The organism is Enterococcus sp. AMC1623 (assembly GCF_058216495.1).
In genome coordinates this window covers 250,042-264,325 of the sequence record NZ_CM177096.1, presented here as the reverse complement: position 1 = coordinate 264,325, position 14,284 = coordinate 250,042, and the positions used below count along the sequence as shown (strand labels likewise).

Here is a 14,284-nt window from a genome sequence, read left to right as displayed (position 1 = left end):
TCTCGCCCAGACACAGTGCCTTACCTTTGATATTCTATTTTGAACCCACATACGTTATTAGATTTCACTTAGCTTTTAACGCCGTCAAAGTGTTGGGCAAAATAAAAAGGCTAGTAGATACTAACCTTCAATACATTTTCGAATTTTTAATACCTTTCTAAATTTTCCTGAATTTCTCGTGCTATAAGTTCGATTTGGTTGGCTGTTTTGTTCGGATAATATCGTCTTATAGTTTGTTTACTATCATCCGTCAAACCAGACATTTTATCGTATGATACAGGAAATTCCCCTCTCCCTTCCATACCTTGGTATCCTACTTTAAAATTTAAAGTTCCGTCTAGATTTTCAAAGGGGTCCTTTCTATTAATTCCGTCGTACGTATATTTATTTTGATGTGGTCTCATATTATCATCCTCCTTTCGCGATATATTATCACTAAAACCCTTTTAAACGATAATGTCAATACCTTTTACTTTGATTTTAGGTACAAAAATAGCACTTACCAACAGTTGTCAGTGAGTGCTATTCTTCAATAACTTCAATACTTTTGTAGTCTGATTCAGCGTAAATTCTTGAACCAATCACAATTTCTTCTTCCTCAGAGATTGAAGTATAATCATCAGTCCAATCTCTCACTTCGCCTTCAACTACTTTATCGTTATTTAAAACTAATCTAACTTTTTTACCAACTAATTCCCATAACTTCATGATTATTTTCCCTCCTTAGGATACATCGGAACAATGTGTGTCCGTTGTTTTGAAATATGAATTTTAAAACGATTTGTTGGTACTGGATTCATACCATTTCTATCATAGGCAACTCCGAAATCATGCTGATTTAATTCAATTTTAGATGCATATTGACCAGCATTCCGTCTAGTTATATTTCCCTTCAAGTAATTGTCATTGATGACCTTTTGAAGAGTATTTGTGTCGGTAACGAAATAACTTGGCGTAGGTTTCCCTTTTGACAAGTTTTTCTTAACATATTCAGCATACTTCGGACTAGAAAAATCATGTGGCAATTGCTTATCCTGGTTTATTTCTAAAGAAAGATAACCTTTATTGATGAGTTTTTGCATGTTGTATTTCAATTTAATTTGTTCCCAATCATCACCATCATTATACTTGATATTCTGGTATTCATCCAACGTTTTAGGAACATTTTCTTTCCCTATAGTATCTTTCAGTAACCGATAATCCGCATTATCCTTCTGAATGTTTTTGATTTTCTTTGTCTGAAGAAGAATTTCATCATCTGAATACTTCTCTTTCAGCTTATCCATCCATTCGTTATAGGTAGTACTGCGGTCAATCTTCATGGCTTTGCCACTAATTGGGTCAACAGCAACACGAGAGCCTTGTATTTTACCAAAATAAGCAACAGCGATTGTGCGACACCAGGGGTGAAATGGTGGATAATTCCCATCTTTACCGTTTACGACTGCCTTTGATACATAGTAAATCTTGCCGTCTTTTTTACGACAAATTTTAGATGTGCGTAAATCCAATACCGCAACAAGCATGTACTGTTTGACGCCTCTATCTTGCCACGCTTTGAGCTTTGCTTGGTTAGCCATGTAATTGGCTTCCGTTCGTATCAAACGCCTAGCAACGCCAATTGAACGGTCAAATTCTTTAGCAATTGCACGTGCCATATCCTGTTCAGACATGCCGGTCATTGATTCAACCGTGAACAACTCTTCTAATCGTTTTGCTAATGCATTCGTATCTAACCAAATACGCTTGGAATAATTGGACCCATGCCAATGGCTATCCAAGATATTTTTCGTATATCTGGTAGACAACTCTTTAAACTCATAGTCCTTCTTATTCCAAACCTCAATGACAACACCATTTTTTGAGTTGGCTTGTGCTTGACGAATAACCGCCTCCGCAGAAGCTTCTTTATACGAATCGTGAATGGTATCAATGTAAAATTCGGTAGATTTATCCAGCTGAACATCGGCTGCTTGCTTAGATACAATATAAGATTTTGCTTTTAAATCATCAGCACGAGTAATACGTTTCTTAAAAGCTAATGCGTTTAATTTTTTTTGCGCCTGCTCTCGTATCTCAGGATTAGAAATATCTTTGGCCATCTGTCCTAATTCGGTAAGTTCGGAAACTGGCGTTTGACGATTAAGGACTGTTTTAAGCTCATTTTTATCCATTCCCGAACGACTTGTTGCACGATTGAATAACTTACGAGCCTTATTGGTTAGATACTCTTGTGCTTGACGATAAGCGCTGACTACAACCTTTTCAACTTGTTTCGCACCGTCATTTACTTTTTGTTCAGCGGCAATGGAACGTTTATCCCAATAGGATAGCTCTGTTTGCTTTCTTTTAATCATTAGAACTGTCCTCCTCGAAAATAAAAAAAGGACGTATAGTCCTCATTTATGTTGAAACATATTCTTTTATTTCGTTACTATCCATTCCCTCTTCCAAAAGTTGTTTTACTAATCTAAGAAAAGCTAACGGAGAGTTTTCACTACGCAATAAATCGGATTTTATAGTAGAAATCAACTCCAATACTTCATAAGGCTCTAATGGAAATTCAAAAGTCATGTCTAAAACTTTTCTAATTTGTACATTTATAAATTCCACTTTTTTTATTTTCATAATTTGGTAAAGAGTATAATAGTATCTCATTGATTGATCTAAATTAAGTTGAAAAGCTAACTTTATGATGTTGATTTCTTCAACAGCTGCTCTTATATCTTCAATATCCATACCTCTTACTGCGAGATAACGAACTACTTCACTTTTTTCAAGAATACTTAAATTCTCTCCCTTAGCTTCATTTACTAGTTTTTCAAGCTCCTTTTTATCAACATTAATATATCCACTAGCTTGAATTAATATCGATTCACGCCTGCTAGCGATTTTTATCGAAGATACCAACCCTACAATAACTATATAAGAAGTATAGAGAGCAAAAAAGATAACTTTGTATCCTGGATTTTCATTCCAATCAATAGAAAAGATTGTTAATAGGCTCACCATGAAAGTAATAGTAACTCCGCTGCTGTCTTTAGAATACATAATAATAGATGATAATAAGATTAAAATAGATATACTAATCATAAAAAAGTTACTTGATAACGTGAAAAATAACCACGCTACATTAATTCCTATAGCAAACACAAATATTAATAAACTAGGAAATTTTTGGATCAATGAATTACAAACTATAACAAAAGCTTCCCAAACACTTTTAAACGATTTACTCATAATATCCCTCTCTTTCATAGAAATATTATACATCAAGTATTATCGTTTTTACTGATAATTATAACTAAGGTTTACTTATTCTCACTCTTTTGCTATCTCATCATCCAAATCCGAATGACTATCTTCAGCTTGAACACCTAACGCTTTTGCTTGCAACTTCATATTTTCCTCTTTTTGTTGATTCAACATCTCAATCACTTCTTGAGGATTATCAATATCATCTAACCAACCCAGACTAACTAATAATGGAATAAATTCTTGTGATTCCTTTATTTGATTAATGATGTCAGAACGATTGATAGGAAGATTCGGTTTGAACTTAATCGTAGTGCCTTCAACATCCACATTATGGCCTTTCACATTCAAAATATTTTGCAGCAACTCCAAACGTTGCATGATTCCATCTTCTAAGTAACCAATCTTGATTGAGAGAGCAAGAAGTAAACCAAACAATTTGTATTTCATGGCTTCACCGGATTGTGTTCCTGCGAAATTTTCATCATTCAAATTAGGAACATAGGTCGTTTTATGGAAATCATCTAACAATGAATCGGCTAGTACTTGAACTTGTGACTCATCAAATGTATTGGTCGCATACTGGAAATCACCACCATCTTGTTTTGATGGAGCTTCAACAGCTACTGTTCCATTTATTTCAGATGGTTTTTCATCAGGCAGACCAAAGCCAAACATAATCATAAATGCTTTGACGAAATTTTTCTTATCTTTGATACGATCTGTTTGAAGAATATTGTACCCATCAATCTGTGATAGTTGCTGCTCGTAATCGCCTTGTTTTTCTTCGTTATTCCTAAATTCAACAACAGGCACATCCTTGTAGTAATGTGGCTTCACTTTAGGGTTCTGCGATTTGTTAATCAAACTTGTAGGCTCTAATCGCTTAGTTTTAGATAGATAAGTGATTACCCATTTCTGAGTATATACAGTTATCTCCCAATATGTTCTGCGTTTTAAATCACGCTTCTTAACCATTCGAACGGCAAATAGTTTCGTTCGGTCGATAGTATCATCAACCACCAGAAACATTCCACGCGGGTCAATCCATGTAATTTTAGGAACAGTTTCGGGAATATCATTTAGTTCAGTACCTGACTTAATAGCAAGATAATGCAACTCAAGGCCCATCCCCATTACTGACAAGCCTTTTTCCAATTCCTTATCATGTTTCTTGATTTTCATTTTTTCTAGTGCATCCGTTACTGGAGTAATATCTTTATCTTTTGCTCCAGCGTATGAGATAGGAGCACCTACTGTAAATCCCACCATCATATCTGTTACATACTTTGCATTATTAACGAAAATTTCATCCATATCATGTGGCGTACGAATCTTAGTTTTACCAAGCTTGTGTGGTTTACCTTCATAATAATCAAAAAGCATATCTAACCTGGGTATTTCTTTCTTATGCTCATCCATACAGAAGTTTATTACTTCCATACTTGGGTTATTGATATCGCCTGCTAATTCACGATCAATAGCGATTGCCATATGTGCCCTCCTCTCTAATTCATCCAGTTTGGTTTATTGGTTATTTTTGCAACGTTGCCTTGTTTAACTTCATGGGTATATATCGCATAACGCAAACTGTCTAAAACATCGTCATACTGTTTTATCGGCTCGCCTTTGAGTTTATCCCATACATATTGATATATTTCATCTCGAAAACGCGAAACTTTATCACGACAAATAAAAAGCTTGTCCGTCTTAAAGCGTTTAGCTACTGCTTCCACGCCTGACAAACGAGCCTTATCAGCTTTGATAGAGTTCAAACCATCTTTTTTAAATCTCTTTAAGTATTCTGGGCGTGCATGGTCACAATAAAATGGAATCCGTTTGCCATATCTTTGTTGTATATTTTTACCAATATCCACCCAATAATCTATTTCTTCATGCTGTGTAGCATATTCCTCAATTAAGTAGGTTGTTCCATCCGTTGTCTCTCCTATTACTACAATACTCCCCCAGTGCTCGTAACCCCAGTCAACACCACAATAAAAGGTTGTCAGATTGGGAATATCGTTACTATTGATATAATGCTTATTGCTATCAAAGTCACGATAAACAACACCTTCAGCTGATACCCACAACCCTAAAATGTCACGATCCCAAAACATGCCACTAGGTGTGGTAGCTTTGATGTTTTCCCGATACGATTCGCTTAAAAAAGTATTGTCATCTAAAGCAAAATGAAATTCTCTTATTTTTTCGGTTGGATTGTCGATGTATTCCTTTTTCAACCAATGCTCTGGGTTATCTGGGTTGGTATCTCCTAAGATTCTCGCACCCGTCGCACTGCATCGTGAAACAATTTCAGCAAAAACTTCTTGTACTGCAAGAGATGCTTCATTTATGTAAGCTCCATATGCAGTCATACCACGAACGGAACGGACACCAGCAATATTCCCTGTATATGCTTGCACCACTTTAACTCCAAACAACTTGAAATTGCCATGCTTATCAAATTTGGGATCTATATGATACATGTTGTAAAGCTCTTGTAATATATTTTTTTGGATGGTTGCACTAGATACACCAGCTAAGATATACATTGGCTCTTTTATGCCTTCTACGTCTGCTATTTTCCTAACGCGTCGCAACTCAAATAGAAATAAGTCATTATTTATTTTTGTTTTCCCTGAACGTTTCGCTCCGTGTAACAAGCTGATAAACCAATCGCCTTTTACAGTTTCTTTTAGCACTGATACTTGCTTATCTGTATATACATCAGTTAGAACCATCAAGTTCACCTTCAATCTTGCTGAGCAATTCATCAAGTTTATCTTCTGTGGTTTGTTCGTTTGCGTCAGCTTGATTCATTTTAGAGATTTGAGCATTGCGTAACTCGTCGCCACCAAGATACTTCATGAGTTCCGACATTGCCTTTTGCTTGTCGTAAAGTTTGACCGACACACCATCTTTGCCTTTTTTAACTTCTTGTATCATAGTTCCGTCTACTTCTTTAGAATCCTTGAGATTAACAAACGAATATTCAAATTCTACTTGCTTCTTCTCGTTTTCCATGATTGGCATGCCATTTTCATCTATTTCCTCGGAAGCCACCATATTTTCAGTAACGACTGTTTCAATCTCTTTTTTCGTTCCAAAATCGACGTAATCTGTTATATCGGCAAATGCCTGTTTGATATATTCCATCATTAGGTCTTTTACATCCACAAACAAGTCTTGTTGTAACTCTGCCTTTAAACGGTGCAATTCTTGTTTTATGTGAACATTTGTCAACAATCTATTACCTGCCGTTTTAGCTGATTGATAATCACATCCATACGCCTGCTGATACGCTTTGGTCGCATTAAATGATTGCAAATAATAAAGACAGAACAACTTTTGCTGCTCTGTCAGTTCGTCATTTTCTATTACTAGCTTTGGTGGGTCATTCACCGTAACGGAGCGTTCCTTTTTAATCGGAGCGCTCTCTTTGGAATCGGAACGCTCCCAATTGTCTTGTGATTTCCACTTACGGACAGTAGAGGCAGAGACACCTAATTCTTCAGCAATATCTTTAAGGGGCCTCTTTTTATCAGATTCTATCCACATACGGTATGCCTCATCCCGCATTGGATTCCTTTGTCTAGCCATCCATTCACCACCACCTCACAATCTGTGTTGTTTTGTAAATTTGGGGAAAAGAAAAAGACACCCGATCGGATGCCTTTTTATCTTTACCAATTTTTATTATTATATAGATCCTTAGCCATTTTTCCTTTTAGACTCAAATAATCTGCATATTTTTCTTGATTTTCAAAACCAATCAATTGATACAAGTTGCCAGAAACTGTCATTACCTTCTCTTTTTCATAATCAAAAATAATTTCAGCCTTAACTATTCCATTAACATCGTAAACTTCTTTTACTCCCACACTTGGAATTCGTTCCCAGTTCGCATTTATAATATTCACACTATCACCTCCATTCCAATAAATAGTACCTATTATTGAAAACGAAAGCAATAACAAAAAGACGCCCAAGCAGACGTCTTAAGCTCTAGGATTTTTTATATATGAATCATATTCATTTTTACAATTTGGACAATAGAAATTATACGTTGAATGATATAAAACTGACCTTTTACTCATGACTACTAATTTCCTATCTACATCAAAACATTTTGTACAATATGGTATTTGATCACTCTCTTTTTTAAAATAAGCATTATTTTTGTAGATAAGATTATCTTGAATTAGTTTTTCATTTTTCAACTCTTTAATTTCATCAAGAAGATTTCTATTTTCTTCCAGTAAATCATATACTTCGAGTTGAATATCTTTTAGCAAATTAACTGTTTGAATATCGTTCGCACCGGTAGCAATATTCCTGGCATCTTTAAGCATTTCTTTGATATCAGAATATCCCATGTAATCACTCCTTATACATAAGATAATATCATCTTAAATAGAAATGACAACAAAAAATGACCGCCAATATGACGATCATTTTTCAAATGGAAGATGCCCTTACTTGTTCTAATTTCACACTATCATAATACCACAGAAATAGTGTTTATTTTTTCAACGTTTTTTCAACATTAACGAAAGTCGATTGCATCTATACCAAACAATAGAACGGACATATCTTTAATCGCTAATTTTGTATCACGGTAAACAGTTCCTTGTTCAACATGTAAATCTTCGCAAATTTCCTTCACGTTCAACTTGTCATCAATTAAATATCTATATTTCAATATTAAGAAACGTCGATGCTCTTCTACAGAACCTTTACTACAATTCCATTCATAAGCGATTAGCATTTTATCAACATGATTCATCATCTTGAATGTTTTCTTTTTGTAGATACTCAAACTTTCCAGTGTTAGATTTTCTAAATTGAAATCAGGATAATCAGTTGGAATTTCCTCTTGAATGGTTTCGTCACACAAATCTTTCAGTTTGGTGTAATTTTTCAAAAGTAATTCTGTATTACGTAAATTCCGACTCTTGACTTCTTGTTGCATTTTTTGATGTCTTTTCTCATATGCTTTTACAGCTTCTACTGATGCAGCATTGGCAATAATTTCCAATTGATGTTTGGTTAGATTACTTTTTGACATCTACTTCCCTCCACTCACTTTTTTGCGATTATCATCCTGAAATTCAATCAACGAAGAAAGAAATTTGATTACTAATGGATGATTGTTATATTTGTTGCCTAACTGCCCTGTAGAATGAATAACCCATTCCCAATATTCATCAGTAGTAATTGGAAATTGTTGGGACTTTTCATTTGAATCTTGCATCCATTGGTGAATATCCGAAAATACTAATTTCCAATCCATAACGATTATCTCCTTTCATTTCGATAATCAAAACTACAACTCCTTTACGCAAATATAAATACCAGGAACCTCCGCCCAAAATTTTTCTACAATCAGACTGGCTACATACGAATCATCTTTCCAAAAACCAAGCTTCGTCATACAATCCTGTAAAATTTTATTGCTATTGTCTAAATCTGGCTTCGTCCATTTGTACTCCCCGTTTTTATGGCCATTCACAATCGGGAAACACCATTTGACAATCAGTTGTACCGGTCCGATAAACTTCTCTTCAGGAACATACTTGGCTAAATGCGCTGTTAGTTTTTCGCGTGCTTTTTTTACATCTGATGGATCGTAAAATACCGGCTTACCATTTACAACTGATACTTTCTTCTGCTGCGCTGTTGTTTCTGGTGGAATGATTGGCATGAAAAATTCTATCATCACTCTTCCGCCTCCTTGTCCATAAGCATCTTATTCTGGCTCTCGAGAAAATTATTTTGGCCACGCAACTCACGATTTTTTTCGTTTAAAAATGCATGGATTTTTTGCTGTTCTTTCAATTCATTTTTGTAAACAATAATTTCCAACTGCTGACGTTGGTTAACTTCCGCTATCTCATTTGTTTGGATAATCAATCTCACATGACTAAACGCCATCATCACAGCTAAAATTATTGTTAGTAAGAGTAATCCGATATTTATTTTATTTGCCATCACTCGCTCCACTCCTTTTTAATAATCTCCAAAATCAGCGCCATCTTATGCCAAATTACTGCGTCACTCATGAAAACACCTCATTTTTGTTATTTTATTTTTCTAATTGAATTCTAATTTTATTTTTCTTAGGCTATTTTTTGTCTCTAGTCTTACCCTCGTCTATAGCTTACCTACAAGGTAGCTATAGACGGGTAGAGTAGACACTGGTGTATCAACGTTTTCATTGATTCGTCTATTGTATTAAGCTAATAGATTACGAACGGATACTATATTATTCATAAGCCAATAGCTTACGACTAGCCTACGACTCTTGAATTGATTCTTCTTTTTTTACATAGCCATCTTCTATTTTGTATCCACCGTGTTTTTTTACTTTCGGATAAACAGAACGTTTTTCAATATCTAAATACTCCGCTATGTCATTTACATCCACTGGTTCACCGTCCATGGACAATGCACTAAAAGCCGTATCTAATTCTTGGTTCGATTTTTCGCTTCGGGATTGATTAGCTTTTTTTACACCTTTCTGCCACTTACCTTGTGAAGAATCATCCTCCAAAGAAATATCTTTGAGCGAATCATCCAGTACATGAATCGGATATCTGAACCAGGCATTTATGGGGTCGAATTTGGGGAATTCTCGCAACGTTCCATCAATACGCCATGCAGTCGCTTGTCTTGCTGCACGAATTGCTTGTTGTTTATTTTCTTCTATCTGTTGCAAAATTGGCTGTGACTTAATCGCACACATTAAATGGTAGCTCATTTGTTTTGGACTGAATTGGTCATCTAAGCCAATATCTGAATAACTAGGATTGTATTTCTTGATGGCATCGTTGTAGGTTTGGCAGACTGCTTCATTTTCCAATGCCATATATCTATCTTCTGTAACTGGTAATTCGATTAAGTCCAAGATTGCGTCAGGGTCTCGAGCAAATACACCTGAACCACTCGAACGGTCAATGGAGTTTTTCCCGCCTTGCGACCCCTTTGAATGATGGTGACAGTAGATAACTGCACAATTTAATTCAGTGGCTATTTTGTCAAACTGATTGGTAAACTTGGCCATTTCATGAGCACTATTCTCGTCTCCAGTAAGTACTTTGTAAATCGGATCAATGATGACCGCCATATAGTTGGACTTCTGTGCACGTCTGATTAATTTAGGTGCTAGCTTATCCATTGGACTCGTCTTACCACGTAAATTCCATATATCGATATTGGAGACATTTGCATGTCCTTGACCCAATCGTTCATAAATATCTACAAAACGGACTTTTGCAGAACGTTCATCTAATTCCAAATTGACGTACAGAACTTTACCTTTTTCACAATCGAAACCAAACCACTGACGTCCTTCTGCGATAGCTATGGCCAACTGGATTAATGAAAATGATTTACCAGCTTTTGATGGTCCAGCAATCAACATTTTATGTCCTTGACGTAACATCCCTTTGATTAGTTCGGGTGCTAGCTCGATTGGTTTCGTAAATAAATCTTCTAAACTTTCAGGGTCAGGTAAATCATCATTGACACTTTCAATCCATTCTTTCCATTCGTCCCATGTTGATTTCCCAATATTGGTATCAATAATAAATTGCTTGTTCTCTCCACGAACAACACCAGGCATACGGCTTAATCGTGACGGGTTCCTGTTTTGGTTATCATTTGTCAGACCATTCTTTTTACAAACGTCATAAAGATAATCCACCCGTTTTCGATATTCAGCATAATTATCGGCATCAATGCGTACAATGGCATGAATAGATTTTTTCCCGCTATATAGCATTGCAGCAATTGGTAATTCCAATTCACGCATGATGGCATTTTGCTTTTCTAAACTCATGTTGTCAGACTCCACTAGTGCGTAACGGAATTCTGTCACATTATCATTTTTCACGCCTTTACCATCTAATGGATTGAAACGAATCCATGCACCTGCTTCTGGATTGTAGTCGCCTAATACTGATCCAATGTCATCCCCACAATGCGTGAGTGCTTCTATCAACTGTCCTGCTGTCCGGTCATAAGCACCTTTGTTCGAGGGCTTCCACTTGCCGTCTTCATCCTGCCATGCCTGCATGTTGTAGGCGACTGTTTCAGATGGTTCAAACAAAGCCTCAAGGTATTGGATAATTTGTCGAGCTGGTTCCCATTTTGTTGGTTCATTAATTTCTTTTCCTTCAATCCAGTTGCGGTCAATGATGACTAAATCGTCTTTTTGAAGTGTGTCATTCCAATCTAATTCGTGCCCTCCATCATCTGATTTGAATGGAGACATCCAACCGTTATCTTTAGCTAGTTGCGTAATAGTAGCACCAGTTACTGGCTGTCCATTACCTTTAAACGTATCCCATTTCTTAAAGCATTCTCCCGAATGGTAACGAGAAGAATCTCGTTGACTCCATTGGTCCCAATCTAATGCCGTATAGCCTTCATGCTTTAACGCCATTCCGACATTCGTCCATTCCTGATAAGATAGAAACGATGGATCTACATATTCGAGTAAAGCAATTAAATCTATTTTATTTTCCAAGTGGTATCACCTACTTTCTTTGATATAATAGTAGAAAAATGAAAAGAGGTATTCGTATGTTAAAAGAAGTAAAAGTTAATTTCCCTAATGGCCAAGGCCAATTAAGTGGAAAATTTAATTTTTCTGATACTTGTCCGCATTGCAAAAAACCTATTGAACCTATTGTCAAATCTGTTCATGCGAACACAATATTTGTAAGTAATTCTTCATTGAAAGCCGCTGCCTTATTACAATGCCCATCTTCTGTTTGTTCGCAGTTTTTTATAGACTGGTTTCAAGTTTCAATTGGTAATTATTCTTCTATCCACAAAACTACTCGTTTAGAATATGTTTATAAACCAATATTAAAAAATGATTTACCAATAGAAGTAAATGAGAAATTCCCGGAATTTAATACAATTTATAGTCAATCGTTACAAGCCGAATCATATGGACTTGAGCAAATTGCCGGTGTCGGATATAGAAAGTCGCTTGAATTTCTTATTAAACAATATGCTATCCATTTATTTCCTGGTGAAGAAGAGAAGATAAAAAGAGAAACATTGAATAATACTATAATGAATCGACTAGGAACATTCCCTAAAATACAGAGTTTAGCTAAAGCAGCAACATGGATAGGGAATGACGAAACCCATTTTGTAAGAAAGCATGAAGATAAAGATATTACAAGTATGAAAAAGTTTATTAAATCGGCTGCCACCTTTATATCAGCTGATTTAGATGCTGACGATGCCCTAGCTTTTACTCAGCGGAATTAATTTTTTTGCTCTTTAAGTAATCTATCAATATCCTATTTGTCTCAATAGCTTTTTCTAAACCACGAGAGTTAAGCTCTAACAATGCTTCTAGAAACACAATTTTTTCTTTTAACTCTTTTATTTCTTGTTCCATTTCGTTTCACCCTTTCTAATTCGGCACATATTCCGCCGGTCTCACACCTGCTGGCAATCGCCAGCCATTAGCTGCAATACGGTTAATCATCTTGCTAGCATTGTCAAATGACCATGTACCAACTGATTTAAAACCACGTTGTTCTAATAATCGAATCTGTTTAGGTGTAGCTAGCCCTGCTTCTTTCCGTTTTTGTAAGCGGTCAAGCATGAGGCTAGCTTTTCCTGCGTTGTCAATAGCATCTGGAAGAATACCAAGTTTTTCCAATGCACTAACTTGTTGGCTTGATGGCGGACCCATTTCCCAACCAAATGATGGAACATAGCCAGTCAAATCTTCGTCTTGTATCGACATTTCAAATTGCAATGGGTCTACTAGCTTGCGTTTTCGTTTCCGCATTTCTTCCAATTGTTTGGCTAGTGCTTCTTCGCGTTCAGCTATAACATCTTTTTCCGCTTGTGATTCTGCTTCTTCTATATCGACTGCAAAACCTTGCTCGCCTGCTTCTTTGATATTTTCCGTCATCTTATTAGCAACATCATCACTACTAGCAATTAAATGAGCTGGATGGCATAACTCATGGCGTTCTGTATGCCACAAGAAATCTAATAGTAAAAGCTCTTCTTTACCTGGAAACAATCTTGTGCCACGTCCCACCATTTGACTGTATAGACTGCGAACCTTTGTAGGCCTGAGAACAACAATACAATCGACCGATGGGCAATCCCACCCTTCAGTGAGCAACATAGAATTACATAAAACGTTGTATTTATTGCTGTCAAAATCCTCTAAAATTTCTTGTCGGTCTTTAGATTCACCGTTGACTTCTGCAGCTTTGAAACCTTTTTCGTTTAGAATGTCACGGAATTTCTTGGATGTTTTGACTAATGGAAGAAAGATAACTGTTTTCCTGTCTAAACAGTGTTTTACCATTTCGTCTGCTATTTGATATAAGTATGGATCTAATGCCGTACCCAAATCCCTTGTTTTAAAATCTCCGCCTTGTTGCCCGACAGAGGATAAATCTAATTTCAATGGAATAGTCAATGCCTTAATTGGTGACAAATAACCAGATTTGATTGCTTCGGGTAGTGTATATTCATAAGCGAGTGATTCGAAGTAAGAACCAAGGTTCCGCATATCTCCCCTGTCTGGTGTTGCTGTAACACCCAAGACGTTTGATTCTTCAAAGTGATTCAGCACAAATTGGTAACCAGCTGATATACAATGATGGGCTTCATCTACGACTATTGTGTCAAAAAAGTCTGATGGGAATTGTCGTAACCTTTTCTCACGCTGCATTGTTTGAACTGAACCAACAACCACACGAAAGAAGCTACCAACACTTGTTTGTTCCGCTTTTTCTGTTGCTGTTTTTAGTCCTGTAGATTTTTCTAATTTTTCGGATGCTTGGTCTAGTAATTCACCTCGATGGGCTAGGACGAGCACACGCTCGCCCATTCTCACCCTATCTTCGATTACCTTGCTAAATACAATAGTTTTCCCACATCCTGTCGGAAGGACAAGTAATGTTTTCTTACGCCCTTCTTGCCATTCCTTTTGAATTGCAGTCCGTGCTTCTTGTTGATATGGACGTAATTCCAT

The 14,284-nt window shown here is 36.3% G+C and carries 17 protein-coding genes; 1 reads left to right on the top strand and 16 read right to left on the bottom strand.

Annotated features, from left to right (window positions below; genetic code table 11):
- Positions 1–146: 146 nt before the first annotated feature.
- The 14 genes from AC4BC7_RS01375 to AC4BC7_RS01310 form a co-directional block, all read right to left on the bottom strand.
- Positions 147–404, bottom strand: coding sequence for a hypothetical protein (locus tag AC4BC7_RS01375; protein ID WP_490503598.1), 258 nt, complete (start codon positions 402–404; stop codon positions 147–149).
- A 118-nt stretch (positions 405–522) separates the two neighbouring features.
- Positions 523–708 carry a 4-hydroxy-3-methylbut-2-enyl diphosphate reductase gene (locus AC4BC7_RS01370; RefSeq protein WP_490503597.1) on the bottom strand — a complete coding sequence of 62 codons (186 nt, stop codon included), beginning with the start codon at positions 706–708 and terminating at the stop codon, positions 523–525.
- A gap of 2 nt (positions 709–710) precedes the next feature.
- A complete protein-coding gene (locus tag AC4BC7_RS01365; RefSeq protein WP_490503596.1) occupies positions 711–2,357 on the bottom strand; it encodes a minor capsid protein in 1,647 nt (548 codons plus the stop codon).
- 46 nt (positions 2,358–2,403) lie between these two features.
- A complete protein-coding gene (locus tag AC4BC7_RS01360; RefSeq protein ID WP_490503595.1) occupies positions 2,404–3,240 on the bottom strand; it encodes a hypothetical protein in 837 nt (278 codons plus the stop codon).
- A gap of 81 nt (positions 3,241–3,321) precedes the next feature.
- A complete protein-coding gene (locus AC4BC7_RS01355; RefSeq protein WP_490503594.1) occupies positions 3,322–4,749 on the bottom strand; it encodes a phage portal protein in 1,428 nt (475 codons plus the stop codon).
- A gap of 14 nt (positions 4,750–4,763) precedes the next feature.
- Entirely contained in the window at positions 4,764–5,999 is a 1,236-nt protein-coding gene (locus AC4BC7_RS01350) for a PBSX family phage terminase large subunit (protein WP_490503593.1), read from the bottom strand.
- Positions 5,986–6,858: a terminase small subunit gene (locus tag AC4BC7_RS01345; RefSeq protein WP_490503592.1), complete on the bottom strand. Its 873-nt coding sequence runs from the start codon at positions 6,856–6,858 to the stop codon at positions 5,986–5,988. Before AC4BC7_RS01345 ends, AC4BC7_RS01350 begins: the two co-directional genes overlap by 14 nt.
- Before the next feature lie 83 nt (positions 6,859–6,941).
- Positions 6,942–7,178 (bottom strand): hypothetical protein, encoded by a 237-nt coding sequence (locus tag AC4BC7_RS01340; protein ID WP_490503591.1) that lies wholly within the window; start codon positions 7,176–7,178, stop codon positions 6,942–6,944.
- A gap of 78 nt (positions 7,179–7,256) precedes the next feature.
- The gene (locus tag AC4BC7_RS01335) at positions 7,257–7,634 is read right to left on the bottom strand and encodes a hypothetical protein (RefSeq protein WP_490503590.1); all 378 of its coding nucleotides are present in this window, start codon (positions 7,632–7,634) and stop codon (positions 7,257–7,259) included.
- A 170-nt stretch (positions 7,635–7,804) separates the two neighbouring features.
- Entirely contained in the window at positions 7,805–8,326 is a 522-nt protein-coding gene (locus AC4BC7_RS01330; protein ID WP_490503589.1) for a helix-turn-helix domain-containing protein, read from the bottom strand.
- Complete coding sequence (locus AC4BC7_RS01325; RefSeq protein ID WP_490503588.1) at positions 8,327–8,551, bottom strand: hypothetical protein; 225 nt, start codon at positions 8,549–8,551, stop codon at positions 8,327–8,329.
- Positions 8,552–8,584: 33 nt separating this feature from the next.
- A complete protein-coding gene (locus tag AC4BC7_RS01320) occupies positions 8,585–8,977 on the bottom strand; it encodes a RusA family crossover junction endodeoxyribonuclease (RefSeq protein WP_490504396.1) in 393 nt (130 codons plus the stop codon).
- Entirely contained in the window at positions 8,977–9,252 is a 276-nt protein-coding gene (locus AC4BC7_RS01315) for a hypothetical protein (RefSeq protein ID WP_490503587.1), read from the bottom strand. The genes AC4BC7_RS01320 and AC4BC7_RS01315 overlap by 1 nt, the downstream gene beginning before the upstream one ends.
- 301 nt (positions 9,253–9,553) lie before the next feature.
- Complete coding sequence (locus tag AC4BC7_RS01310) at positions 9,554–11,788, bottom strand: AAA family ATPase (protein ID WP_490503586.1); 2,235 nt, start codon at positions 11,786–11,788, stop codon at positions 9,554–9,556.
- Between the two features lie 56 nt (positions 11,789–11,844).
- Between AC4BC7_RS01310 and AC4BC7_RS01305 the strand changes: the two genes are divergently transcribed.
- Positions 11,845–12,546: a hypothetical protein gene (locus AC4BC7_RS01305; RefSeq protein ID WP_490503585.1), complete on the top strand. Its 702-nt coding sequence runs from the start codon at positions 11,845–11,847 to the stop codon at positions 12,544–12,546.
- On the opposite strand, the gene AC4BC7_RS01300 is transcribed toward AC4BC7_RS01305, so the two are convergent.
- Entirely contained in the window at positions 12,530–12,679 is a 150-nt protein-coding gene (locus AC4BC7_RS01300) for a hypothetical protein (RefSeq protein ID WP_490503584.1), read from the bottom strand. The genes AC4BC7_RS01305 and AC4BC7_RS01300 overlap by 17 nt on opposite strands.
- A 15-nt stretch (positions 12,680–12,694) precedes the next feature.
- Entirely contained in the window at positions 12,695–14,284 is a 1,590-nt protein-coding gene (locus AC4BC7_RS01295; RefSeq protein ID WP_490503583.1) for a DEAD/DEAH box helicase, read from the bottom strand.